General features: G+C 55.1%; 21 protein-coding genes and 1 pseudogene. All 22 read left to right on the forward strand.

Annotation, left to right across the window (positions count from 1 at the left end):
- Window positions 1–44: 44 nt before the first annotated feature.
- The 22 genes and pseudogenes from KP806_RS01165 (at window position 45) to yhbY (ending at window position 26,575) form a co-directional block, all read left to right on the forward strand.
- Window positions 45–1,130 (forward strand): Gfo/Idh/MocA family protein, encoded by a 1,086-nt coding sequence (locus tag KP806_RS01165; protein WP_224721725.1) that lies wholly within the window; start codon window positions 45–47, stop codon window positions 1,128–1,130.
- Window positions 1,131–1,157: 27 nt separating this feature from the next.
- Complete coding sequence (locus KP806_RS01170) at window positions 1,158–1,994, forward strand: sugar phosphate isomerase/epimerase family protein (protein WP_224721726.1); 837 nt, start codon at window positions 1,158–1,160, stop codon at window positions 1,992–1,994.
- A 478-nt stretch (window positions 1,995–2,472) separates the two neighbouring features.
- The gene (locus tag KP806_RS01175; protein WP_224721727.1) at window positions 2,473–4,923 is read left to right on the forward strand and encodes a glycoside hydrolase family 95 protein; all 2,451 of its coding nucleotides are present in this window, start codon (window positions 2,473–2,475) and stop codon (window positions 4,921–4,923) included.
- Window positions 4,920–7,748: a glycoside hydrolase family 3 C-terminal domain-containing protein gene (locus KP806_RS01180; RefSeq protein WP_224721728.1), complete on the forward strand. Its 2,829-nt coding sequence runs from the start codon at window positions 4,920–4,922 to the stop codon at window positions 7,746–7,748. Before KP806_RS01175 ends, KP806_RS01180 begins: the two co-directional genes overlap by 4 nt.
- A 103-nt stretch (window positions 7,749–7,851) precedes the next feature.
- Complete coding sequence (locus KP806_RS01185) at window positions 7,852–8,226, forward strand: hypothetical protein (protein WP_224721729.1); 375 nt, start codon at window positions 7,852–7,854, stop codon at window positions 8,224–8,226.
- A 154-nt stretch (window positions 8,227–8,380) separates the two neighbouring features.
- Window positions 8,381–10,183, forward strand: coding sequence for a sensor histidine kinase (locus tag KP806_RS01190; protein WP_224721730.1), 1,803 nt, complete (start codon window positions 8,381–8,383; stop codon window positions 10,181–10,183).
- Complete coding sequence (locus KP806_RS01195) at window positions 10,176–11,732, forward strand: response regulator transcription factor (RefSeq protein WP_224721731.1); 1,557 nt, start codon at window positions 10,176–10,178, stop codon at window positions 11,730–11,732. The genes KP806_RS01190 and KP806_RS01195 overlap by 8 nt, the downstream gene beginning before the upstream one ends.
- A gap of 278 nt (window positions 11,733–12,010) precedes the next feature.
- Window positions 12,011–12,970: an ABC transporter permease gene (locus tag KP806_RS01200; protein WP_224721732.1), complete on the forward strand. Its 960-nt coding sequence runs from the start codon at window positions 12,011–12,013 to the stop codon at window positions 12,968–12,970.
- A 12-nt stretch (window positions 12,971–12,982) separates the two neighbouring features.
- A complete protein-coding gene (locus tag KP806_RS01205; protein WP_224721733.1) occupies window positions 12,983–13,876 on the forward strand; it encodes a carbohydrate ABC transporter permease in 894 nt (297 codons plus the stop codon).
- A 70-nt stretch (window positions 13,877–13,946) separates the two neighbouring features.
- Window positions 13,947–15,644, forward strand: coding sequence for an ABC transporter substrate-binding protein (locus tag KP806_RS01210; RefSeq protein WP_224721734.1), 1,698 nt, complete (start codon window positions 13,947–13,949; stop codon window positions 15,642–15,644).
- 167 nt (window positions 15,645–15,811) lie between these two features.
- A pseudogene (locus tag KP806_RS01215) lies at window positions 15,812–16,288 on the forward strand (beta-galactosidase trimerization domain-containing protein); the annotation flags it as partial.
- 11 nt (window positions 16,289–16,299) lie between these two features.
- Window positions 16,300–16,428 (forward strand): Beta-galactosidase C-terminal domain, encoded by a 129-nt coding sequence (locus tag KP806_RS27915; RefSeq protein ID WP_397376341.1) that lies wholly within the window; start codon window positions 16,300–16,302, stop codon window positions 16,426–16,428.
- Window positions 16,429–16,788: 360 nt separating this feature from the next.
- Window positions 16,789–17,280, forward strand: a complete 492-nt coding sequence (spoVAC, locus tag KP806_RS01220; RefSeq protein ID WP_224721735.1) for a stage V sporulation protein AC — start codon at window positions 16,789–16,791, stop codon at window positions 17,278–17,280.
- A gap of 1 nt (window position 17,281) precedes the next feature.
- Complete coding sequence (gene spoVAD / locus KP806_RS01225; protein ID WP_224721736.1) at window positions 17,282–18,298, forward strand: stage V sporulation protein AD; 1,017 nt, start codon at window positions 17,282–17,284, stop codon at window positions 18,296–18,298.
- A gap of 2 nt (window positions 18,299–18,300) precedes the next feature.
- Window positions 18,301–18,651, forward strand: a complete 351-nt coding sequence (gene spoVAE / locus KP806_RS01230) for a stage V sporulation protein AE (protein ID WP_224721737.1) — start codon at window positions 18,301–18,303, stop codon at window positions 18,649–18,651.
- A 138-nt stretch (window positions 18,652–18,789) separates the two neighbouring features.
- Window positions 18,790–19,746: an AAA family ATPase gene (locus KP806_RS01235; protein WP_224721738.1), complete on the forward strand. Its 957-nt coding sequence runs from the start codon at window positions 18,790–18,792 to the stop codon at window positions 19,744–19,746.
- A 4-nt stretch (window positions 19,747–19,750) separates the two neighbouring features.
- Window positions 19,751–21,001, forward strand: a complete 1,251-nt coding sequence (locus KP806_RS01240) for a DUF58 domain-containing protein (RefSeq protein ID WP_224721739.1) — start codon at window positions 19,751–19,753, stop codon at window positions 20,999–21,001.
- Entirely contained in the window at window positions 20,998–23,247 is a 2,250-nt protein-coding gene (locus KP806_RS01245; protein WP_224721740.1) for a DUF4129 domain-containing transglutaminase family protein, read from the forward strand. Before KP806_RS01240 ends, KP806_RS01245 begins: the two co-directional genes overlap by 4 nt.
- A gap of 142 nt (window positions 23,248–23,389) precedes the next feature.
- Window positions 23,390–23,914 (forward strand): YqeG family HAD IIIA-type phosphatase, encoded by a 525-nt coding sequence (locus KP806_RS01250; RefSeq protein WP_224721741.1) that lies wholly within the window; start codon window positions 23,390–23,392, stop codon window positions 23,912–23,914.
- On the forward strand, window positions 23,911–25,038 hold the full coding sequence (gene yqeH / locus KP806_RS01255) for a ribosome biogenesis GTPase YqeH (protein WP_397376342.1): 1,128 nt from the start codon (window positions 23,911–23,913) through the stop codon (window positions 25,036–25,038). Before KP806_RS01250 ends, yqeH begins: the two co-directional genes overlap by 4 nt.
- A 53-nt stretch (window positions 25,039–25,091) precedes the next feature.
- Window positions 25,092–25,934, forward strand: a complete 843-nt coding sequence (aroE, locus tag KP806_RS01260; protein ID WP_224722401.1) for a shikimate dehydrogenase — start codon at window positions 25,092–25,094, stop codon at window positions 25,932–25,934.
- A 350-nt stretch (window positions 25,935–26,284) separates the two neighbouring features.
- Window positions 26,285–26,575: a ribosome assembly RNA-binding protein YhbY gene (yhbY, locus tag KP806_RS01265; protein ID WP_224721743.1), complete on the forward strand. Its 291-nt coding sequence runs from the start codon at window positions 26,285–26,287 to the stop codon at window positions 26,573–26,575.
- The last annotated feature ends 10 nt before the right edge of the window (window positions 26,576–26,585 follow it).

The following is a 26,585-nucleotide window of genomic DNA, read 5'->3' on the forward strand; positions in this document are numbered from 1 at the left end:
AAATATCGGGATCGGGCTTATGGAAAGCACACAGCCAAGGAGGAATGACATTGACAGCACCAAATAAAATCAGAATCGGCATTATCGGAGCCGGCAATATCGGCGGCGTTCACGCCAGCCAATTTTCCCTTTTGAAGGACCAATGCGAAATTACAGCGATAACAGACACATATTTGCCGGTTGCGGAAGAGCGCGCCAAGCAGTACGATATTCCGCACGTGACAGCGTCGCCGGAGGAGCTGATTCAGCGTTCCGATGTGGATGCCGTCGTGATCGGGGTGCCGAACCAGCACCACGCGCCGCTGGCGATACAGGCGATCGAAGCGGGCAAGCACGTGCTGCTTGAGAAGCCGATGGGCATTAACGGAGATGCGGCCAGACAAATTTATAGAGCTAGCCGGGCATCGGACCGCGTGGTGATGGTGGCCCATCAGATGCGCTGGGAATCGGTTCCGATGCAAATCAAGGAGCAGATCGACCGCGGCGAGCTGGGCAAAATCTATACGGCCAAAACAGGCTGGTTCCGCCGCAAAGGCATACCGGGCTGGGGAACCTGGTTTACCCGCATGGACCAGTCGGGCGGCGGCCCTCTGATCGATATCGGCGTCCACATGCTGGATTTGGCTCTTTATTTGATGGGCAATCCGAAGCCGGTATCGGTATACGGCGCGACCTATGCGGAGTTCGGGCCAAAACGCAAAGGGATCGGCACTTGGGGCAAGCCGGACTGGAACGGCGAATACGACGTCGAGGATTTGGCAACCGCGCTTATTAAAATGGAGGACGGCAGCACGCTGTCGCTTGAAGTGAGCTGGGCGGTCCATATGGATACGGACAATACGCCGTTCATCCATGTGATGGGCTCCGAAGGCGGCGCAAGCTACCGCGGCGCCAAGGGCAAACTGCTGACAGAGAAATTCGACCAGCCGATCGAAACCGAGCTTGTGAAGCCGGAGCATGACGAAAGCGAGCGTACGCGCCTCAGCCGTCATTTCCTCGAGTGTATCCGTGAAGGAAAACAGCCGCTTACGTCGGCTCTTACGGGACTTACGAACAATCTGGTACTGGATGCGATTTACGAGTCTTCCCGTACCGGCAGCGAAGTGAAGCTGGATTGGAATCTCAATTAAGACGAAACCATAGAAGAGGTGAAGGTTATGCTAAGAGGGTTGACAGGTGCAGGCTTGGGTCGGCTCGAAAGCGATGAGCAGCTGATCAAGCTGGCTTCGGAGCACGGCTTTCAAGCCGTCGATCTGGACGCAGCCGGACTTATTGAACGCCATGGAGTCGAGGGGGCCCGCGAACTGCTGGACAGTCATCGCGTGGTGATCGGTTCGATCGGCCTGCCGGTAGAATGGAGAACGACAGAGGAAGCGTTCCTGGAAGGCCTGGAGCGACTGGTTCCCGCCGCGGCAGCAGCTGCGGCGCTTGGCTGCACGAGCTGCTGCACGTACATTTTGCCTTCGACGGATTTGAAGGCCGCGCATTTCATGGCGCTTGCGACACGCAGGCTCCGTACTTGCGCGCAAATATTGAGCGCCTACGGCATCCGGCTCGGTTTGGAGTTTGTAGGTCCGCATCATCTGCGCACACGCTGGGCGAACCCGTTCATCTGGACGCTCGAAGAAACGCTCGATTGGATCGGAGCAATCGGCGAAAGCAACGTCGGACTGCTGTTCGACGCCTATCACTGGTACACGAACGGGCTAACGGTCGCCGATATCGAGGCGCTTAGCGCGGAGCAGATCGTACACGTTCACATTAACGATGCGCCGGACGTGCCGGTTGAGCAGGCGCTTGACAACGGCCGCATATATCCGGGCGAAGGCGTCATCGACTTGGCAGGTTTCCTGCGCGGGCTGAACAACATCGGTTACAAGGGCGCCGTATCTCAAGAAATTTTGACGGCGGAGCCGCCGAACCAATCGCCGGAGGAGCTGGCGCTTCGCTCGAAAGCGGGCTTTGACAAGGTGTTTGGCGCGGCCGGTTTGTAGCGGAAAACAAACTATATAATGAAAACGCGAATCTATCGGATTCGCGTTTTTTGACATTCTGGTACTAATCCTAACGAATCCGAACACCTTCCACTGCAGTTTTTACATCAGAAACCTCGCACGACCATATCCCATCACATCTCTGAAGCACTTTCTACAGCAGATTTAACTTAAATAGGGGACAGATGCCGTTTTTGTGAACATCTCATGAGATTCTGCTGCATGAAGTGCATCAGAGAGGAACTGATCCCCTCCTGATTGTATTTCTGATGTACGAAGTACATCAGGAAGCTGGAAGGGAAGATGCATCGGAGTTGAAGTTATTGTGAATTCCATCCCGTTCATTCCGCCAACGACCGCTAATTTCCATATGAATTTTCACGAAATCTACAGGGTACTGTAGGGGGAAGCTGTGTCTTATGATGAATTATGACGTTTTCTAACCAAACCATGAAAACGATAACAGGAGAATGGACGAATGGGACAATCGGAAACGAAGGAGCATTCTTTGATTTTATGGTATAAGCAGCCGGCCGCCAAGTGGGAAGAAGCGCTGCCGGTCGGCAACGGCAGGCTGGGCGCGATGGTGTTCGGCGGCATCGGCAAGGAACGGTTTCAATTAAATGAAGATACGTTATGGTCGGGTTTTCCGCGGGATACGAACAATTATGAGGCTTTACGTTATTTGAAGCGTTCGCGCGAGCTCATTGCGGATAAAAACTACGCGGAAGCGGAGAAGCTGGTACAGGACAAGATGCTCGGTACGAATGTTGAGGCTTACCAGCCGATGGCTGACTTGTACATCGAGCAGCATTTCGGAACGGCAAGCGCAAGAGACGCAGTGCAGCTGGGCGGCGATGGGAAAGCTTCCGATGAAGGCAGTTCCGGTTCCATCGAAAACTATGTCCGTCAGCTTGATATCGACGCCGGTTTGGCATCGGTCAGCTTCAATGCCGGCGGTACGCGCTACATCCGGGAAACGTTCGTCAGCGCAGTCGATCAGGTGCTGGCCATCCGATACCTTGCGGAAGGCGAGCATACGCTCGAGTTGACTCTGTCTATGAAAGCGGAGGTCCGGTTCGTGCTGTCCTCGGATGACAGCCGCACCCTGCAGCTGTTTGGCCGCTGCCCGAGTCATGTCGCAGACAATTATTTGGGGGATCACCCCCATGCGGTCAGATACGAGTCGGATCGCGGCATTACGTATGAGACGATGATAAGGGCGGAGCTGGACGGAGGATCGGCGAGCGTGGACGGTGAGTCGCGCCTTCACATCCGAGGGGCGCGGTGCGTCTTACTGCTGCTCAGCGCTGCGACCAGCTTCCAAGGGTATGACGTTCAGCCTGCGGTGCCGGCGGAGGAGCTGAACGTACGGAACGAGGCGATTTTGAAGGCGGCATTCGCCCGCGGCTACGAAGAACTGCGCGAACGCCATACAGCGGATCACCGCAGTCTCTTCCGGCGCGTCAGCTTGGAGCTTGGCCAATCGCCGAACGGGCAGCTGCCGACGGATAAGCGCCTCGAAGCGTACAAGCGGGGCGAACGAGATCCGCAGCTGGAGGCACTGTATTTTCAGTTCGGTCGTTATTTGCTCATGGCCAGCTCGCGTCCGGGGACGCAGCCTGCCAACCTGCAAGGCATTTGGAACGACCGGGTGCAGCCGCCCTGGAACAGCGATTATACGACGAATATTAATACGCAAATGAACTACTGGCCGGCGGAGACCGGCAACCTGAGCGAATGCCACGAGCCGCTGCTGCGGATGATCGGGGAGCTGAGCGCGAACGGCAGCCGCACGGCGGCGATTCATTATGACTGCCGCGGGTGGACGGCGCATCATAACGTTGACTTGTGGCGCACGTCGACGCCGACGGCGGGACATCCGAGCTGGGCGTTCTGGCCGATGGGGGGCGTGTGGCTGACTCAGCACCTGTGGGAGCATTATTTGTACAATCCGGACGAAGCTTTCCTGCGCGGGCAGGCCTATCCGCTCATGAAGGGGGCCGCCTTGTTCTGCCTGGACTGGCTGCATGAGGATACGGAAGGGAGTCTCATTACCTCGCCGTCAACGTCGCCGGAAAATAAATTTATCGCGGAGGACGGCAGCGTAAGCAGTACAGCAGCGGCGTCTGCGATGGACATGACGCTGATCCGGGAGCTGTTTCTGCAATGCATCGAGGCGGCGGAGCTGCTGCAGACGGATGGCGGGTTTGCGACGGAGCTGAAGACGGCTCTCGGGAAGCTTGCTCCGCTGCAAATTTCGAAGGACGGCATGCTTCAGGAATGGCTGGAGCCGTTCGGCGAGCATGAGCCCGGCCATCGGCATGTATCGCATCTGTACGGTTTGTATCCGGGGACTTCGATCAACCGCCAACATACGCCGGAGCTGGTCGAAGCTGCCAGACGGTCGCTTGAAAGCCGGATCAAGAGCGGCGGAGGCCATACGGGCTGGAGCTGCGCCTGGCTGATCAACTTGTACGCCAGGCTGCTCGATGCGGAAGCTTCCTACGGCTTTATCCGGACGCTGCTGGCGCGATCGACCCACCCGAATTTGTTCGACGATCATCCGCCGTTTCAGATTGACGGTAATTTCGGAGGCGCGGCGGGCATATCCGAGCTGCTGCTGCAAAGCCATTCAGGCGGCATCGAACTGCTGCCTGCGCTTCCTGCCGCTTGGCCGGACGGTTTTGCCAAAGGCTTGAAAGCGAGAGGCGGGTTTATCGTCGATCTGCATTGGAAGACAGGGAAGCTGACGGAAGCATGCATCCGGTCGACGCATGGCTCACTTTGCAGCCTGCGCAGCCATGAGAAGCTCATCGTCAGAGCCGAGGACGGCCGGACGGTCGACGCTTCCCGGCCATTCCGGACTACTGCGGGCGCATGGTACACCGTCACAACATTTCATGATGAGGAGAGAACAGAACAATGACGATCCATACGAAATTTCCCTTTCAAAATATAGAGCTTCCGCTTGAAGAGCGGGTAGCCGATCTTGTTTCCCGCTTTACGCTTGACGAAAAAATCGAATCGATGGTGCAGTATCAGCCTGAAATCGAAAGGCTCGGCGTCAAGCCTTACAAACATGGAACCGAAGCGGCGCACGGCATGGCATGGCTTGGCGAAGCGACGACATTCCCGCAGCCGATCGGGCTCGGGTGCACCTGGAATCCGGAATTAATGAAGGAAATCGGTTCCGTCATCGGAGACGAAGCGCGCGTCTATTACCAGCGCAATCCCGCGATCAACGGCTTGACGCTTTGGGCGCCGACCGTCGACATGGAGCGCGATCCGCGCTGGGGACGGACAGAGGAAGCGTACGGCGAGGATCCGAAGCTGACGGGCGAGCTGACGGCGGCGCTCGTGCAGGGCATTCAAGGAGACCACCCGCGTTATTATAAAGCGGTGGCCACCTTGAAGCATTTTATCGGCAACAATAACGAGATTGAACGCGGCAGCTGCTCGGCAAGCATCGACCCCCGCAATATGAAGGAATATTATCAGGCAGCTTTCAAGCCGGCTTTCGTGAAGGGCGGAGCCCAATCGATGATGACCTCGTACAACTCGGTGAACGGAACGCCGACGATTTTGCATGAGGACGTCAACAAGGTCGTTAAAGGCGAATGGGGCATGAACGGCTTTATCGTCAGCGACGCGGGGGATCTGCTTGGCATCGTGAACGACCACAAGTATTACGACACTTACAAGGAAGCAGTGGCTAACAGTATCAAGGCCGGCATCGACAGCATTACCGACGACAAGGATAAATCGTGCCAGGCGATCCGTGAAGCGCTTGCCGAAGGGCTGCTGGCGGAGTCGGATTTGGATAAGGCGCTGATCAATACGTTCCGCGTCCGGTTCCGCCTCGGCGAATTCGATCCGGCTGAACAGGTGCCGTACTCCGATACGCCGGAGTCCAAGCTGTGTGCGCCCGAGCATGCAGAGCTGTCGCGAAAAGCGGCAAAGGAATCGATCGTCCTGCTTAAAAACGAGAATCGGGCTTTGCCGCTCGATAGCTCTAAGCTCGGCAGCGTTGCGGTCATCGGACCGCTTGCCGACGTCGTCTACCGCGACTGGTATTCCGGCTCGCTGCCTTACAAGGTGACTCCGCTGGGCGGCATCAGCAGCCGGTTGGAAGGCAAGACCGTCCGTTTCGCCAGCGGCAATGACCGTATCATTTTGAAATCCGCGGCAACCGGGCAGCCGTTGAACGCCTCCTCCGGCGAAGAGGCCCGTTTACAGCCCGCCGGAGCGGGCGCGGAAGGCGAAGTGTTCGAGGTAACCGACTGGGGCTGGGGAAGCTTTACGCTGGAGAGCAAGACAAGCGGCAAGCTGCTGTCCAGCGCCGACGACGTATCGGTGGCGGCTTCCGCAGCCGAAGCGTTCGGCTGGTACGTCAAGGAGGTATTCAAGCTTGACGCGCAGGATGCCGGAACGTTCGCGATCCGGACATGGAACGGCAAGCTGGTGACGCTGCCGGAAGGGGAAGCGGCCTCGCTGCAGATCAAGGAAGACGATCATGTCGGAAGCCGGGAACTGTTCACGAGGGAGGTTGTTACAGACGGCATCGAGGAAGCTGTAGCTGCCGCGAAAGCATCGGATACGGCGGTCGTTGTCGTTGGCAACAACCCGCTGATTAACGGCAAAGAGGAAATCGACCGTCCTGGACTTGAGCTCGCAGCTGCGCAAAACGAGCTGATCAGCACCGTTTATGCCGCCAATCCGAATACGGTCGTCGTCGTGATCGGAAGTTATCCGTTCGCCCTTAATGAAGCCAATGCGCAAATTCCGGCGATCGTATATTTATCGCATGCCGGCCAGGAGCTCGGTCATGCGCTTGCGGACGTGCTGTTCGGCGATTATTCGCCTGCCGGAAGACTCAATATGACCTGGTACAAGTCGGAAGAGCAGCTGACCGGCATGATGGACTACGATATCCGGAAGGGGAAGCGGACGTACTTGTACTTCGACGGGGAGCCGCTTTATCCGTTCGGCCACGGGCTCAGCTATGCGCAATTCCGTTACAGCGGGCTTGAATTGACGAATTGTACGGACGGACTGTCGGGCAGCGTTCTTGCAAAGCTTCAGGTGACGAATGAAGCTGAAATGGCAGCTGACGAGGTCGTTCAGCTGTACGTGAGCACCGAAGGGTCGCGGGTACAGCGTCCGCTCAAAAAGCTGGTCGGCTTTGCCCGCATCAGCCTGCAGCCCGGCGAAACCGGAACCGTCGAGCTGGACGTTCCCGCGGAAGAGCTGGCAATTTGGGACGTGACGCGTGACCGATTCTGTCTGGAGTCGGCGGAATATACATTTACGGCAGGCGGCTCGTCAGCGGATATACGCGTAACGGCATCGATCGCCATAACAGGCGAGACGATACCGGCCCGCAATTTATCTGAACTAACGCGCGGAGAAAATTACGACGATTACAGCGGCGTTTATTTGGATGAATGCAAGGAAGGCGGAACGGCGGTATGCTTGTCCGGCTCCGAAGGCTGGCTCCGGTTCGCCGATATCGATTGGTCGAAAGGCTCTTCCTTGTTCGAAGCCCGTATTGCCGGAGGAGCAGCCGGCGGCGCAGTTGCCTTGTCCGCAGGCAGCGCGTCCGGCGCCACGATCGGCTCCTGCACGGTTGAACCGGGAGGTGTACAGGAATGGCGGACGATACGGATCGAGCTGACCGGCGCCGAGCCTGACGGAGATTTGTATATCGGCCTCAGCGGAAGCGTGAAGCTAAGCCATTTCCATATGAAATAAATAAAAGCCGTTCTTTGCCCGCTGCTGCGGGCGGAACGGCTTTTTATCGTCATCCGCACCAGTTGATTTTTTTGATGGCCGCCGTTATCCTTGAGGATGGCAAATGAACGAACAAAGCGAGGGACAGACAATGGCAGCTATTCAAATGGATTTATACCGCGACTGGATCGATACGGTAAAGGAAGTATTCCGGGGCTCCGGCCATCCGCTGCCCGCCGGACTCAGCGACAGCGAAGCGGCGCTGGCTTATTTCATGCAAACGGCGAAGGACGAGGAAGAGGCGCAGTCGCTGAGCGTTCAAAACGAGGACCGGCTGAAGGAGCTTCAATCGGTCATCCTAACCAACTTCGAATCCGTCATCCTCCCCGACATCCGAAGCCGAACCGGGTATACCGGCAGCGATTTCGTTTTCAAATGGATATACAATAAAGGCGAGCATATTATCGAACAGCATTCTTCCTACCGGATTCCGCTCTAGACGGAGCGGATTCCCGGAAGGCGCGCATCTCTGATTTTCATATGAAAAAAAATCCGATTGACCATGTATGTTTATAAGGCCGTTCCGTTTATAATATAGGTTGCTTTTTAAATGACAAAGAAAACGCTTACCTGTTAGGGAGAGTGGCAGCCTCATGCTCGGAGTTATCGGAAGTCTTACCCGAAAAATGAACAATATCCGCATCAAAAACAAGCTGATCATCTCCTTTGTGCTTGTTGTTTTTGTGCCGGTCCTTATCGTAGGCATTTTTTTGACGGCGGCTTTCCGGCAAAACGTGCTGGACCAGGCTACGCAGCAAATTACGAATAACGTCGAACGGATCAAAAAACAAACGACGGACACCATCCGCATGCCGATCGAAATTTCCGATAAGCTGCTGGTCGACAGCAGGCTGACGAACGTCGTCAATACCCAGTACAAATCCACCTTCGATGTGGTGAAGGCGTTTTGGGATTACCGCGATTTTCGGGATTACGTCCGCCTGTACAGCGAAATATTCAATATCCGGTTTTATACGACGAATATGACGATTCTGGATAACTGGGAGTTTCTGAAGGTAACGGACGCGATCACCGGTACGGATTGGCACAAGGCGGCCATGGAGGAAGACGGCATTCACTGGGAGTACATAGCCGACGAAACGAAAGGCCATGCAAAAGCGTTAAGCCTGATCCGCAAAATATCGTTCCCGGCCTACCGTACAAGCGGAGTGCTCGTCATCAGCGTCGATCAAAGCGAGCTGAACGCAATGATCAGCCAGGAGCCGTTCGACACGATGATCATAGACGATAAAGGCTCGATCGTGGCCGCCAAAAATCCCGACTGGGTCGGCCGACATACGTCCGAGCTGGATTTCGCCAATCAGCTCACGGATATCGCCGAGGGCACTTATGAATTCAAATTTGACGGCAAACCGTCCAAAATCGTCGTCGAAAATCTCATTCCGTCTTCCAGCCGCAACGGTCTCAAGATCGTGTCGGTGTTTACGATCGACAGTATCGTAAGCGGAGCAAACCGGATCAGCCTGCTCGGCTTCGGCATTATGATGCTGAGTCTGCTAATCGCCGTCATCCTGATCTATTTTCTTTCCGACATATTGTCCAAGAGGATGCTTGTACTGAACAAAGATTTGAATAAAGTGGCGATGGGCGACCTGAACGTTATTTCGAACGTTACGGGCAACGATGAGCTCGGCATTTTGTCCAAACAGTTCAACAACATGGTCGTCAGCATCCGCGGCCTGATGGACGAGGTCAAGGAATCGCAGCAGCAGAAGGCCCAGCTTCAGCTGAGACAGAAAGAGATCAAGCTGAAAATGATGGCCAGCCAGATTAACCCGCACTTTCTGTTTAACGCGCTTGAATCGATCCGGATGAAGGCGCATTTGAAAGGCGAGAAGGAAATTTCTACAGTCGTTCGGATGCTCGGTAAAATGATCCGCCGAAATCTGGAGGTCGGCTCGCGCAAAATCGCGCTGAAGGACGAACTTGAAATCGTCCGCTGTTACCTGGAAATCCAGAAATTCAGATACGGCAACGACCGGCTCACCTTCCGGCTCGATATTGACGAAGCGGGTAACGGGCTGGAGGTCCCCCCTCTTATCATACAACCGCTCATTGAGAATGCGGTTGTCCATGGGCTGGAGAATGTCGCAGAAGGCGGCTTCGTCTCGTTAACGACAAAAGTGGACGGCAGCCGTCTTTGGGTGGAGGTCGCCGATAACGGGATAGGGATCAGCGAGGAGAAAATCCGTGAAATCAGCGAAGCGCTGGGCGATATGGAGGAAGAAGAGGAATACCGGATCGGTCTGCGCAACGTCCATCAGCGGCTCGTCATGATTTACGGGGAAGGCTCCGGTCTTGTCATTGACAGCACCGTCGGGTCCGGGACGAGAATTACGTTTGAAATTCCGACAGGGGGTCATCCATATGCATAAAGTTATGATCGTAGACGACGAGCCGATGATTCGAAACGGGTTAACGACGCTCGTCGACTGGGAGAAGCATGGCTTTACGGTTGCGGGAACTGCCGCGAACGGCAAAGAAGCGGTCGAGAAACGGCAGGAGCTGAAACCCGACCTGATCTTGATCGATATCCGCATGCCCGTGATGGACGGACTGCAGGCGATCGAGGAAATCAGAAAGACGGATAAAGCCTGCCATATTCTGATTTTGAGCGGATACGCGGACTTTAACTACGCAAAGCAGGCGATCGCCCACAGCGTGGACGGCTATATTCTGAAGCCGATTGACGAGGATGAGCTAGAAAGCTACGTGGAACGAATCGGCGTTCAGCTGAAGAAGCAATCCGATCTTCTGTTAAGCTCGGAGCAGACGGCAAGCCTGCTGCGCGAGGAGCTGCTTCAACAGCTGGCGGCGGGCAGGCTGGAGGGGCGGTACCAGGAGAAGCAGGGAATGAAGGAGCTGCTCGGAAGTCCTGCGAAGGTATACCAGCTGCTGCTCATCGAGCTTTACAGCAGGGAGCATTCGCTGACGATGAACGCCATGCTGAGGAAGAAGCTGTCCGAGGTCGTGGAGAGCAGGCAGCTCGGTTGGGTCTTTTCGGCGGAGCCGTTTATTGGGGTGCTTCTTAAGGATTTTGTGCTGCAAAGCGGGTCACGGGAACAGATGAGGCAGTGGATCGAGGAATGCTGCGGCGAGAGGATCCGGTTTGCCGCAGCCGCAAGCGAGCCCGTACGCGAGCCGGAGGAGCTGCTATCATCGGCCGAGGCGGTGCGCGGGCTGCTGAAGAAACGTTTTATGCTGCAAGGCCAGCAAATTCATATGGCCCGGGTGTCCGGGCAGGATAATAGCACCGGCGAGGAGCTGCGGGATGAGCCGTCCATCGATTCGCTTGCGCAAAAGCTCTACTATATGATCGACATCGGCAGCAAGGAAGGCGTCGCGAAGACGCTGGAGGAAGCTTCCGAACAGATCGGCAGGCACAATGAAGCCGAGCAGTCGGTCAAATCGAGTTGGGCGCAGCTGCTTACCATCGTCCTGAACAAAGCGGCAACCTTCAATCCGCAATTTTCCGTCCAGGACGATCTGAACGTCGTGACGGCCGTCTACTTGGCGCATCACTACGACGAAATGCTGGAGCAAGTAAAGCGGAAGCTGGTCTCCTTGGCCGAGCGGATCGGAAAAGCGGACAGCTCGTCGGTCATGAAGCAGATGACGGATTTTATCGAACGCCACTACAGCGAGAATATTAAGCTGGAGACACTGGCGGAGTTGTTTAACTATAACAGCGGTTATCTCGGCAAAATGTTCAAAAACCACACCGGCGAGCACTTCAATACGTACCTGGACCAGGTTCGGATCCGGCATGCGATCGAGCTGCTGCAGGAAGGGCTCAAGGTGCATCAGGTATCCGAGCGGGTTGGCTACGCAAACGTGGATTACTTTCACGCCAAGTTCAAAAAGTATAAAGGCGTATCGCCTTCCTCGTATAAGACCTCGCCGGGGAAATCCGGCGGCGAGTAACCAGCCGCACAGTGCCGCCATAGGCGCCGCAGCTCCTTCCGTTTCTAGCGACGGAAGGGGCTGCGGCGGTTTTTTTGTCCATTTGTTAAATGAAAGCGCTTGATTCACTTTGAAAGAGCGTATTTTCATATGATTTTAAGTCTAATTTACCGGGTGTAATCACAAGGCGGCAATCGTTTATGATAAGGACAGTTAAGCGAGGGCAAGCTACACGGATGGAAAAAGAGAGAGTCGGCGTGCCCGATTTGCCGGAGCAGAAAAGACTAGGAGGAGCACAGATGAAACCGCTAACAGAAAACGCCCCGAAGGCAGGGGCGGTCAATCAGAGCAGCCGGTTCTGGACGAAGGCGTTCCAGCAGCGTTACCTGTACATGATGTCCCTGCCGTTCGTCATTTGGATTTTTATTTTCAGTTATGTGCCCGTATGGGGCTGGTTGACGGCATTTCAAAATTACAAGCCGAAGGATTCGATTCTAAATCAGAAATGGGTCGGGCTTGAGAATTTTATCGAGCTGTTTCAGGATGAACGGTTTTATATCGTATTGCGGAATACGCTGGCGATGAGCACGATGGGATTGATCGTCGGATTTACGATTCCGGTTGTTTTCGCCTTATTGCTGAATGAGATGAGAGGGCAGCTTTTCAAGCGTTCGGTACAAACGATCTCCTACCTTCCGCATTTCGTGTCCTGGGTTGTCGTTGCGGGTCTCGTATCCAAAATGCTGTCGACGGACGGAGGCGCGGTCAACCAATTGCTGATGTGGCTTGGCGTAATCGACGCGCCGGTACAGTTCATGGCCAAAGGGGAGCTGTTCTGGGGCATCGTCACCTTGTCGGACTTGTGGAAGGAAATGGGCTGGAATTCGATTATTTTCCTGGCGGCGATGGCCGGCATCGATCCCGAGCTTTACGAGGCTTCGACGGTTGACGGAGCAGGCAGATTCCGCAAAATGTGGCATATTACGCTTCCGGGTATCCGGACAACCTTCATGGTGCTGTTCATTCTGTCTATCGGGCACCTGGTCAGCATCGGCTTTGAGAAGCAGTTCCTGCTCGGCAATCCGCTAGTCTCCGATTACTCTGAGGTGCTCGATCTGTACGCGCTAAAGTACGGTATTCAAATGAGCCGGTATTCCTACGGAACGGCCATCGGGATATTTAACTCCGTCGTCAGCATTCTGCTTGTCTTCATTGCGAACGGAATCTACAAGCGGGTCACCAAAGAATCGATCATTTAGGAGGTACGGCATATGCAGGGCGCTCTAAAAAGACAAACCGGCGATAAAATATTCGATTTTTGCATTTATGTATTCATGATTATCGTCACGATTGTGACTTTATATCCGTTCCTGAACGTACTTGCCATTTCGTTCAACGATTCGGTCGATACGGTAAGAGGCGGATTGACCATCTATCCGCGTGAGTTCACGCTGAAAAACTATGAGACGATATTCGGCTTCGACGGGCTGCTTACCGGCTTCCAAAACTCCGTCATCCGGACGGTTCTTGGTACGGCAATCGGGGTCATATCCGCTTCGATGATGGCGTACACGCTAAGCCGTCCCGATTTCCAGGCCAGACGATGGATGTCGGTCGTGTTCGCTCTGACGATGTACTTCTCAGGCGGTCTGATTCCGGGCTTCCTTCTGATGAAAAGCCTTGGTCTGGTCGGCACCTTCGCGGTGTATATCATTCCTGCTATCCTGAGCGTCTGGAACGTGTTCGTCGTCCGCTCCTACATTGACGGACTTCCATATGCGCTTCAGGAATCGGCGAAGATCGACGGCGCGAACGACTGGACGATTTTCTGGAAAATTATTTTGCCGCTCTGCCAGCCCGTGCTTGCAACGATTGCGCTGTTCATTGCGGTCGGCCACTGGAATGCCTGGTTCGATACGTACCTGTTCAACAACCGGAACGCGGAAAATACGACGCTCCAGTACGAATTGATGAAGGTGCTGCTCTCGACGCAGACGGGCAGCAATTACCGCGACCCGAACGCCCAGCAAGCGATCGCGTCCGTATCGCCGGAATCGATTAAAATGGCGATTACTATCGTCGTAACCGTACCGATCCTGCTCGTGTATCCGTTCCTTCAAAAGTATTTCGTCAAAGGCATGACGCTTGGCGCGGTTAAAAGTTAATTTTGGTAATGGCAGGTATCCTGTTGTTATATAAGCTCTTCACGCAAACAAAAAGGGAGGCAATACAGCAATGAAAAGAAAGATGCAAACGTTCCTCAGTTTGTTGCTCGCACTTGTATTCGTATTCGTCACGGCATGCAGCGGTTCGAACAACGAAGGGACTAACACCGGTTCAAACAACGGAACGGCGAATGAAGGCGAATCTACTGAGCCAATGACGATCCGTCTCGCGTCCGGCGACAACAACGCGAACTGGGATGATATGCAATCGGAAGTCGGCAAGGCGATTCAAGAAAAAACCGGGATTACGATTAAACAGGAATTTCCGGTAGGGGGCTCGGATGCCGACATGTTCGCTCTTATGGTAGCGAGCGACGATTATCCCGACCTCGTTATGCCGAAGGGCAACGCAGGCAAGCTGGTTGACGCTGGCGCCCTGGTCGATCTTCGTCCTTTGATCGAAGAATACGGCCCTAACCTCAAGAAGGTTTACGGCGAATATTTCAACCGTCTCCGCTGGAGCGAAGATGACGATGCGATCTACATTTTGCCGCAAGCAGGCGTAAATCAAACGTACTTTGAAGCAGGCGGCGGCTTCCAGCTGCAGCACCAAGTGCTTGAAGCGGCAGGTTATCCGGAAATTAAAACCGTTCAAGACTACGAAAATGCTATCAAAGCGTACATCGAGAAAAATCCGAAAACGGCCGACGGCCAGCCTACGATCGGCATGTCGCTGAACGGCGGCGAATGGCAAATCCTGATTTCCGTTACGAATCCGGCGTTCTACGCAACCGGCGCACCGGACGACGGCGAATTCTATGTCGATCAAGAAACGCATGAAGCGATTATGCACTACCAGCGCCCGGAAGAAAGAGAATATTTCCGCTGGCTGAACCACATGAACGACATCGGTCTGCTTGACAAAGAAAGCTTCGTACAAAAATACGACCAATACAAAGCAAAAATCGCATCCGGCCGCGTTCTTGGTCTGATCGACCAGGATTGGGATTATGCCGATGCTCAAAACGCCTTGAAAGCCGAAGGCAAATTCGGCGCGACTTATGCTCGCTTCCCTGTTACTTTGAATGAATCGTACCAGGATCACTCCTTCCAAGGAACAGGTTACCTGGGCGGCTTCGGCATCGGCATTACGAAGAGCGCTCAGGATCCGGTCCGTCTGATCAAATTCCTGGACTACCTGGCTTCCGACGAAGGTCAAGTGCTCGTCAACTGGGGGATCGAAGGCAAGCATTACAACGTAGTAGACGGCAAACGCGTGATTCCTGAAGATGTGCAAGCGATGAAATCGAACGACAACAATACGTTCAAGAAAACGACCGGCATCGGCAACTACCTTCTGTCCGCCCGTTACGGCGACGGTGTTAAGGATCCGTCCGGCAACTACTACACGACGACGTTCCCTGAGCAAATTCAAACGAGCTACTCCGAAGAGGACAAAAAGACGCTGAAAGCTTACGGCGCAACGACGTACAAGGATCTGTGGCCTAAGGACGACGCATTCCCTGAGCGCAAATACGGCGCGGCATGGACGCTTCCGTTCGAAACGGGCTCTCAGGCGAATGTTATTTTCCAAAAAACGCAGGATATTATGAAGAAGCGCATTCCGGAAGCGATCCTTGCGAAGCCGGAAGACTTCGACAAAATTTACGATGCCTTCCTGAAGGATCTGGAGGATGCAGGCGTTGCGAAGCTGAACGAAGAGTTTACGAAAATGGTTAAAGACCGCGTAGCGCTTTGGTCCAAATAAGAGCATACAGGCATGAAGGGGAGAGGGCTCATTCGATGGGCTCTTTTCCCGTGTTCCAAGCAAAATGAACGTTTGAAGGTCGGTCGGACAGCTGAACAAGGCATGGAATACAAGTTTTTCTGGGGCCATACCTTCTACGATTGGGACGAGATCGTTCCGCCTAATTTGCGAAGGCTGCTATTCTATACGATTGGGAAAACCGCTGGGCGGTGGAGCTGTCGAGCGGTCCGAGCATCGCGCTGAAATACGTCGACGAAGTGCATAAGTATTATGACGCCCTGTTCGGGCAAAATATTCAAACCGATCTGATAAGCGTGGAAGAAAGCCTTGACCGGTACGATCTGGTCAACTCCCCGGTCATGTATATGATCAAGCCGGGCTTTGCCAAGAAGGTAGAGGCGTTCGTGGAGCGAGGAGGCACGTACCTGACGACGGTTTTCAGCGGCATCGTGAACGAGACGGACATCGTGACGACCGGCGGATACCCCGGCAAGCTGAGAAAGGTGCTCGGCATTTGGACGGAGGAAATCGACGCTCTGCTGCCCGGCCTGCAAAACCGGATTGTCATGAAAAAGGCGGAAGGCGAACTGAGCGGAACGTATGCTTGCGGCATTCTGTGCGATCTGATTCATTCGGAGGGCGCTTTACGTTTATTTTGAACCATAACGCGGAGGCGAGCGAGCTGCAGCTTCAGGCAGAGCCGCGCCGCGACTTGCTTACAGGCGAGCTGGTGAGCGGAACGTACCGCCTGTCCGCCAAAGGTGTAATGATTATCGAGGAATAACGCGGCCATGGCCATAAATGCCGTTAGTTTGGAATAGCTCCTGTACCGGGTTCCGCGCATATACTGGTGGCAAATGCCCGGTACGGGAGGTTCGACATGAACGCGGGAATGAGACGCCGGAGCGGCCGCATAGGCGTACTGGTGCTTGTGCTGTATGTGCTGCTTGTTATACTGTTAATGGCTGTTTTTATATGAAAAAGGATTGCTCTAAAGCCGGCCCCGGCCGTATGGAGCAATCCTTTTTTTTGCTCGGATAATGCCAACTCGAATTACAGATAATGAAAAAGAACATTCAGATGCGATGCGGGAATTGTCGCCCTCATAAGCGAAGAACCGCGGCAGAGAAGGAGAGTGCAGCATTTGGCAACCAAAAGCAAGGGCGGTCAACGCTACAAAAAAATGTCCATGTCGCCTAAGGAATATCAATCGTTCGCCAAAACGATGGAGCCGCAGCGGTCGGTATTCGCCAATTGTATAAAAGCATTTTTGTTCGGCGGCGTCGTCTGCGTCATCGGACAGGTAATTACGGAGCTGTACGTACATCTGATGGGCATGACCCGGGAGGATGCCGGCGATCCGACGGTCGCGACGCTTATTTTAATATCCGTTATTTTAACGAGCCTTGGCGTTTACGATAAAATCGCGCAGTGGGCCGGAGCTGGCTCCGCGGTGCCGGTAACCGGATTCGCCAACTCCATGTGCTCCGCGGCGCTTGAGCACCGCAGCGAAGGTCTCGTGCTTGGCGTCGGCGGCAATATGTTCAAGCTGGCGGGCTCCGTTATTGTATTCGGTACCGTCGCCGCGTTTTTTGTAGGCATCATCCATCTCATTCTCGGAACTGGGGGACAATAACATGCTGCGCGGGAAACAATCGTGGTGGTTCGAGAACCGGCCGGTTATTGTCGGCGCGGCGACCGTTGTAGGTCCTGACGAAGGGGAAGGGCCGCTTGCGGCCGATTTCGATCTCGTTCACCCTGAGCTGGACATGCAGCAGAAGAGCTGGGAGAAGGCGGAGAGGCTGCTGCTGGAGCAGGCCTCCGAGTTTGCGATCCAGAACGCCCGGATCGAGCGAGACCAGCTTCAGTTCTATATCGGCGGAGATTTGATGAACCAGATTATCAGCAACAGCTTTGCGGCCCGCTCCTTGGGCGTGCCGTATCTCGGTGTATTCGGCGCATGCTCAACCTCGATGGAAACGCTGGCGCTTGCTTCGCAGCTGGTCGATTCAGGAGCGGCGGATCATGTATTGGCGGGGACGTGCAGCCATAACTGCACGGCTGAGAAGCAGTTCCGGTATCCGACCGAATACGGCTCGCAGAAACCGCCTACCGCACAGTACACCGTTACCGGGGCCGGAGCGGCCGTCATCGCCGCGTCAGGCGACGGGCCTGTCGTGGAATGCGCTACCATCGGCAAAATCGTCGATCTGGGCATTAAGGATCCGTTCAATATGGGGGCGGCGATGGCGCCTGCAGCCGTCGACACGATACAGGCTCATTTCAACGATACGGGCCGCAAGCCGGGCGACTACGATTTGATCGTGACGGGCGATTTGGCCGGGGTCGGCCATCCGATTGCTAACGAGCTGCTTCTTCAGAACGGTGTCCCAATGAAGGACACGGTGTTCGGGGATTGCGGCCTGATGGTTTTCGATGTGAACAAGCAGAAGGTACAGGCCGGCGGGAGCGGCTGCGGCTGTTCGGCTGTCGTTACGTACGGCCACTTGTTGAAACGGATCAAACAGGGCGAGCTGGGCAGAATTCTGGTCGTAGCGACCGGCGCGCTGCTGTCGCCATTGTCTTTCCAGCAGGGCGAGAGCATTCCGTGCATCGCCCATGCGGTTGCCATTAGTGCAGGAAAGGAGAAGTGAGCATGATCTTTTTATGGGCTTTTTTGGTCGGGGGAGGCATTTGCGTATTGGGCCAGCTGATGTTCGACGTATTCAAGCTGACGCCGGCGCATACAATGTCCACGCTCGTCGTGGTCGGCGCAATTGTGGATGGCGTTGGTTTATACGAGCCTTTGGTCAAATTCGCCGGAGCGGGGGCAACGGTGCCGATTACGAGCTTCGGCAACGCGCTCGTTCACGGAGCACTGACCGAGCTTCACGATTCGGGATGGATCGGCGTCATATCGGGCATCTTCAAAGTAACGAGCGCCGGCATATCGGCGGCGATCATCTTCTCGTTTTTGGCCGCTTTGATTGTCAGGCCCAAAGGGTAACGCGTTGCCGGAGGTTGGAGGATCCTGTGGGATCTTCCAATTTTTTTTGGAGTGAAAAAATTTGTGCTCCCGAAAGAATGTACTGTAAAATAGTAGTATTGGAGACTCATTTTAATGCTACTTTCGGGAGGTAATCATATGGATATTCGTCCTGCGGACATGCAATTATGCGCTGCCATTCTACGAAGCTTAGAATCTTGTATATTAGGAAAACAGGAAGAAATCCAAAGGCTGCTGATAGCCGTTGTCGCAGGAGGGCACGTTCTGCTCGAGGACGTTCCGGGCACCGGCAAAACGCAATTGGTGAAAGCGTTGGCAAAAACGATCGGCGGACAATTTCGCCGGATCCAGTGCAATCCCGACCTGCTTCCGACCGATATTACCGGCGTATCCATTTACCACCCGAAGCAGGAAGCCTTTATATTCAGGCCCGGCCCCGTCATGGCCAATATATTGCTGGCGGATGAAATTAACCGCGCCACGACAAAGACGCAATCCGCTCTGCTGGAGGCGATGGAGGAAGGCCATGTGACGGTAGACGGAGATACGTTCGAGCTGCCAAGTCCTTTCGTGCTGCTGGCAACGCAGAACCCGATCGAATTCGAGGGCACCTATACGCTGCCGGAGGCGCAGCTCGACCGTTTCATGATGAAGCTGTCGCTCGGCTATCCGACCGAAGACGACGAGCATCTCATGGTCGTATCTAATGAAGGAATACATCCGTCCGACCGCGTGGTGCCGATGATTCAGATTCATGATATGCTTCGTTTCCAGGAGCAGGCACAGCAGGTACATATCGATGACGCAGTCGGTAAGTATTTGGTCAGCCTGGTCCGCGGCACGAGGGAGCATGCCGGCGTCATGCTCGGGGCAAGCCCGCGTGCGGCGCTCGCTCTGGCAAGAGCGGCGAAGGCGTGCGCGTACATTCGCCAGCGTCAATTCGTGACGCCGGACGACGTCAAGGAGCTGGCTCCATTCGTGCTGGCTCACCGCCTGCTGCTCAGAACGGAAGCCAGAATGAACGGACTCAAGGCGGAGGACATTATCCAGCAGGTCATTCAATTGACGAAAGTGCCGGTCCGGCTGGAGCGCTGATGCGATGAAGGCGCTCAAATCAACTAAGCTGCGCTGGCAGCTTGTCGCAGTTATTTATACGACCTGTCTTTTTTATTTTCTCTTTCAAGGCGGCAAAACGGCATTCATGCTGTTTATGATTTTGAATCTGCTGATCGGTTATTTGCTGCTTGGCAGGTGGAGCGGCATTCACAAGGTGAACGGCAGCAGAGCTTATGCGAGCTCCGGCGCGGCGCCGCTTGAGCAGTCCTTGTCGGCGGGAAGCACGCTTGACGTCAGCCTGAACCTCAAAATTCCAGGTTATTATCCGCTGCCGTACGTGATCGTTAGAGACCAGCTGCAGCGCCACAACGGCCAGAAGCTTGCGTTCGAGACGTCGTTCGTCCCCAATTGGAAGCGCAGCGGTCAGGTCGCTTATCAGACGCCGCCGCTGCAGCGCGGCGAATACCGGTTTACGGATACGGAATGCATCTCGTATGACATCTTCGGTTTGTTCGAGCATAAGGGCCGGTTCGGCTCGGAATCCGTCTTCAGCGTGCTTCCGCAAACGGTACCGCTCCGGCAGTGGAACGGCGTCCAGCGCGGCATCCGCGGGCCATATTCGCATGCGATCGCATCGCGGTCGGCGAAGGAGACGACCCAGATCAACGGAGTCCGCGAATATTTGTACGGCGACCGGCTGTCGCGCGTGCATTGGAACGCCACGGCCAAGACCGGCCAGTGGAAATCGAAAGCGTTCGAGCGGGAATCTCTGCCGCGTACGCTCGTTATTTTGGACAGGGATGCAAGTGCCTATAAGGATGAGCAAGGGGCAAGCTTCGAGCTGGCCGTCTCGGCTGCGGCATCGCTGCTTGAGAACGGACTGAAGGAGGATACGGCGATGGGGCTTGTTTCCGTTGGAGAGAGCACGACGGTGCTGCCTCCGAAATCGGGCCATGACCAGCACAATCTGGTGATGAAGCATTTGACCTTTGTCGATGCGGACGCCCATCAGCCGCTTTATGCATCCATGCAGCGTGCCGAGCACGCGCTGGAGCCCGGCAGCTTCGCCGTCATCGTGACGCCGGCGGCAGGCGCAGGCGTCATCCGGAGCATGGAATGGCTTTCGCGAAAGGGGATCGTTCCATGCCTCCTTCACATTCGTTCATCCTCGGAGAAGCATAACCCGCAGGCTTCCGCCTGGAAGAGCGTGCTCCGGGAGCGGGGATGGCCGGTATTCGAAATCCGCCAGCTGCAGGAGCTCCCTGGCGTTCTGGAGGGGAGTGGAATCGCATGAAAATGATGATCAAAACGATATTCGGCTATTTGACCGCCGATTGGTACGAGAAGCTTACCAGCTGGTTTGTCGCCATCGTCATAGCGAATGCGATCGCGATATTCGAGGGGTTTTGGTGGGACGAAACGTACCGGATCGCTTATTGGACGCTGTTCATCGCTGCGGGCATCGATTTTCTGCTGCCTTACCGCATGCGGTTTCTCAAGCTGGTGATCAAGCTTTGCGGAGCAGCGGTCGTTACGATCCAGCTTGCCCGAATGGACTGGCTGATCGCGAGGCCGGAGCGCTGGCAGGAGTGGGTCTGGTGGCTGCAGGCGCATGCCGCTCAGCTTAATCCGTTCATTTGGGTAAGTATTGCCCTTCTTCTGCTGCATGTTTTATTCAGCGTATGGACGACGACACGGACGCGGATGTTCGGCCTGATCGGCGTCAGTCTGCTTATTCTGACGATCGCGGATTCGTTCACGCCGATCTGGCTTTGGGACGAGGTCGGCATGGTCGTATTCGTCGGGCTGCTCTGGCTGGTCGCAAGCCATCTGTCCCGCCTGCAGCGGGAGCATCCGAGAAGCTGGCGGGAGCTGCTTGAATATCCGTTTCAATTAATAATGCCGATCGCTTTCGTGCTTACGGTACTGATGGCTACCGGCCTGAACATGCCGTCGCTTTCGCCGATTTTGCAGGATCCTTACACGATTTGGAAGGAATCGAAGGGTCAGACCGTCCAGGTTTTTCTGGGCGACAAAGGTAATGATCCTGTCACTTCAGACGGCAACGGCAACGCCAGCTCGGGCTACAGCCGCAGCGACGAGGCGCTGGGCGGCGGCTTTGATTTCGATTATTCCCCGATGATGACGGTAACGACCTCGCACCGGAGCTACTGGCGCGGGGAATCCAAAGCCTTGTATACGGGCGAAGGCTGGGAGGACAGCGAAACGGCCCGGGATGAGCAGGTATACGCGATCCAGAAGGGCGCCGAGCTTGCCAGCCTTAACGAGCCACCCGCAGCAGGAACGATTGAGGTCAATCAAATCGTCACGATGATCCGCAAGGACAGCTATCCGGTCCTGTTCTCGGCTTCGCCGGCTTCCACGGTGAATTGGATCGGCAGCGAAGATGGGGTGCTGCCGAGCGGATTCGTTTGGCTGCCCGAATCTCTCGAGCTGAGGCTGCTGAATTGGCCGAGCAGAAACCGGAAATACCCGGAAACCTATTCGATCACGTCTTCCGTCCCTGTGCTGGACGAGACTGCCTTGCGTGAAACCCGCGCCGGCTGGTCGGGGGCGAATTCCGTGCGAAATGCGATGTATTTGCAATTGCCGGATACTTTACCCGCGAGGGTGAGGGAGCTGGCCGAAGACGTGACGAAGGAGGCGGAGAGCGACTATGACAAGGCTCGCCTGCTCGAGGAGTATTTGCGGCTCAATTATACGTATAACAACAAGCCGGATATAAGCAAGCTGACCGGCGAGAGCGTCGATTTTGTCGATCAATTTCTGTTCGAGCTCCAGGAGGGCTACTGCGATTATTTCTCCACGTCAATGGCCGTTATGGCAAGAAGTCTCGGACTTCCGGCACGCTGGGTCAAAGGGTTTGCTCCGGGCGTTCTGCCGGCAGGCTCGTTTGTCACGCCGGAAGAATATATGGAGGAGAATCTTAACCCGTCGGGCGCAGGGACGTATACGGTCCGCAATTCCGATGCCCACTCCTGGGTAGAAATTTATTTTGAAGGCTTTGGCTGGGTGCCGTTTGAGCCTACATCGGGGTTCTCGTTCCCGTACACGGTAGCGGAAGAGGAAGCCGCGCCTTTGCCGGATGCGGACTCGAGCGAGACGACGCCGGCAGCGCCCGAAGCGGCTCCAAAAACGAATCATGCTGAACTTTGGGCCTGGATTTCGGTTTCCCTGATCGTTGTTGCCGGAGCGGCTTGGGCGTTCGTGCGCCGCAAGCAAATGATCGCATATTGGCTTAAGTTGAGACACGGCTCCTACACGGCGAATGACCGGATCGTGCTGGAGACGCAGCGGCTGCTTCGAATATGCAAGAAGCGGGGTCTAGTGCGGCAGGAGCATGAGACGCTGAGGGAAGCGGTGCTTCGCTGGTCGCAAGCCCAGAAGCGGCTGCAGGGCGAATTCCGGTTCGTGCTCGACGGCTTCGAGCAGGCGAAATACAGCAAAGTCTCCGTTACCTCCGAGGATGCGGAAAGGTTCGTCCATAAGGTTCGGGCCCTGATCGACGAATTAAAATAAGTGCAATCCTTCTATAATAAATATGCCCGGAACAGCTTTAGCCGTCCTCTAATGAAAAAGGGGGCGGTTTTTTTTGCAACAAATTTGGTTTGTATGGTATAGTTTCGTAAGAAAGCAGGCAGAAAGCAGAGGGATATCGACTATGTTTGAACGGCTGTTGCCGCATATGCGAGTTAATACGGTATATGAAATTAATTTAGATGAGCTGCATTCGCGCGGCGTTCGCGGCATCATTACGGATTTGGACAATACGCTAGTAGGCGCCAAGGAAGCTTTGGCGACGCCCGAGCTGGTTCAGTGGCTGGACTACGTCCGCTCGCGAGGCTTTCAGGTCGTCATCGTCTCCAACAACAACGCGACGCGCGTCGGCAAGTTTGCCGCTCCGCTTAACATTCCTTATATTCACGCTGCGCGCAAGCCGGCCGGCAAAGCGTTCCGCAAGGCGCTCCGCGTCCTCGGCATGGCTGCGGAGAATACGGTCGTTATCGGCGACCAGATGCTTACGGATGTTCTTGGAGGCAACCGGATGGGCTTGTATACGATTCTTGTTACGCCGATTGCGCCTGCCGATGAAGGCATCATGACGCGCGTAAACCGGAGGATCGAACGATTTGCATTGGTGCGGCTAAGGAAAAAAGGGTTATGGTACGAGGGGGAAACGAAGTGAGAGAACAACATCTGAGTCAGGCATCGCCTGCCTGTGCAGGCTGCGGCGTGCAGCTGCAGTCCGAAAAGCCGGAGCTTCCCGGATATTTGCCGCCTGCTGCGGCCGGACGCGAGCCGGTCATTTGCCAGCGCTGCTTCCGTATCCGGAATTATAACGAGGCAGCGTCGGTTGCCGTCGATCAGGACGATTTTTTGCGGCTCCTCGGCAGCATCGGTTCTACGGACAGTCTGGTTGTACATATCGTCGATCTATATGATTTTGAAGGCAGCCTGATCTCGGGCCTGCAGCGTTTTGTCGGTAACAACCCTGTCCTTCTGGTCGTCAACAAAATCGATTTGCTGCCGAAGTCGATGAACGTCAACCGCCTGCGCAATTGGGTTCAAAGACAGGCAAAGGCGGAAGGACTGAGGACCGTCGATGTCGTATTATGCAGCGCCAAACGGAATATGGGCTTTGAGCATGTGATCGACGCCCTTGAGAAATACAGGGACGGACGCGATGTATACGTCGTAGGTGCGACAAACGTGGGCAAATCCACGCTGATCAACCGTCTGATCCGCGATTACAGCGATATGGAACGCGAGCTGACGACTTCCCGTTATCCGGGGACGACGCTCGATGCGGTCCATATCCCGCTCGACGACGGCAAGGCCATTATTGACACGCCGGGCATTGTCTACGAATCCAGGATGACGGAAATCGTGCCGCGCAGCTTCCTCGGCGCCCTGCTTCCGGACAAACCGATCAAGCCGCTCGTCTATCAGCTCAATTCGGGGCAGACGCTGTTTATCGGCAGTCTGGTACGGTTTGATTTTGTCGAAGGAGACCGCCAGTCTTTTACGTTCTATATTTCGAATGCGCTTAACGTGCACAGGACGAAGCTGGAGCGCGCGGAGGCGCTTTATGCGGATCACCGCGGCCAGCTGCTGGGAGGTCCGTCGCTGGAGGAGCTGGAGAGCATGCCGGCCTGGACCAGGCATTCTCTCCGCGTCAGACGCGGAGAGAACAAGGACGTATTCATTTCAGGCCTCGGCTGGATTCAGGTGAACGGAACGGGCGGAGCGCAAATTGACATTTATGCCCCTAAGGGCGTCAAGGTTATGCTCCGCGAATCGATGATTTAACATAAGGCTTGGAAGGGGAGCTCACTGTGACGATTGGCGTCGAAGGAAGCCGTATGGACAGCCATACGGTATTATACGGGGTAATCGGCAATCCAATCCGGCATTCGAAATCTCCGATTATGATGAACCGGGCTTTCCGCGAAACGGGAATTAACGGGGCGTATGCCGCATTCCACGTAACAAGCGAGCGGCTGGCCGATTTTGCTGCGGGAGTAAGGGCGATGGGCATTCGCGGAGTGAACGTCACGATTCCGCATAAGCTGGATATTATGTCATTATTGGATGAGATCGATGCGGGTGCGGAGGCGATCGGCGCCGTCAATACGATCGTGAACGACGACGGCCGCCTGATCGGCTATAACACCGACGGGATCGGCTACGTCCGGTCGTTGAAGGAAGAAGCGGAGCCGGAGCTCGCAGGCAAGAAAATGGTTGTGCTCGGAGCCGGCGGGGCCGCGCGGGGCATCGTCTACGCCTTGACGAAGGAGAGCCCGGAGCGGATTACGATCGTGAACCGTTCTGTGGAGCGCGCGGAGGAGCTGGCGAAGGCATTCCGTTCGCAAGCGGACATCGAAGCAGCAGCGGTGGAAAGCTTGAAGGAGGCTTGCCGGCAAGCGGACATCGTTATCAATACGACTTCCGTCGGCATGTACCCGAATACGGAGGATACGCCGATCGACGGCGCTTGGCTGCAGCCCGGCGCAGTTGCAAGCGATCTGATCTACAATCCGCTGAAAACAACCTTTTTGCAGCAGGCGGAGCGGCAGGGCTGCCGTGTGCACGGCGGGCTCGGGATGTTCATATACCAGGGCGCCTATGCTTTCGAGTACTGGACAGGCCGGCCGGCCCCGGTCGAAGCGATGCGCGAAACGGTGCTGGACTCGCTGCAGGGGTAGGCATCCGTTTAAGTTCGTGGCAGGCGAATGGGGTTAAAAGGATTTTCTGCGGTTAAATTCACTGCATTTACGAATTCGAGTTGAATAACTGGATTTACTCCCGTTAACGCTGCCAATGTGTCATCAAACCGAAATTCTGCCGAAATTAGCGGGAGTTTTTCCAGTTATATGAGATAAACGGTTATTTTTGGGTAAAATAACTGTAGAAATGCCTTTATTACTGACCGGCTGACGAACGAATAAAGAAGATTCTCTTATTGCTGAATGACTGCAGCAATAAACCCGCATGATGAATTATTTATGCTTATTAACAATATCGATTGATCGAGATGAAAGAAGGAACACTTACTATGCTTACAGGCAAACAAAAACGTTATTTAAGATCGCTGGCGCATCACTTGACTCCGATTTTCCAGGTCGGCAAGGGCGGCACGAACGACCAGCTCGTACGCCATATTGAGGAGGCGATCGAGACCCGCGAGCTGATCAAGGTATCCGTCCTGAACAACTGTCTGGACGATCCTCGCGAGATCGGCGCGGAGGTTGCGGCTGCAGCGGGCGCCGAGCTCGTTCAGGTGATCGGCAAGACGATCGTTCTCTATAAGGAGTCCAGAGACAACAAGCAAATCGAGCTTCCCTAGAGGAGGTGCA

Source organism: Paenibacillus vietnamensis (assembly GCF_020169515.1).
GTDB classification, from domain to species: Bacteria; Bacillota; Bacilli; order Paenibacillales; family Paenibacillaceae; genus Pristimantibacillus; species Pristimantibacillus vietnamensis.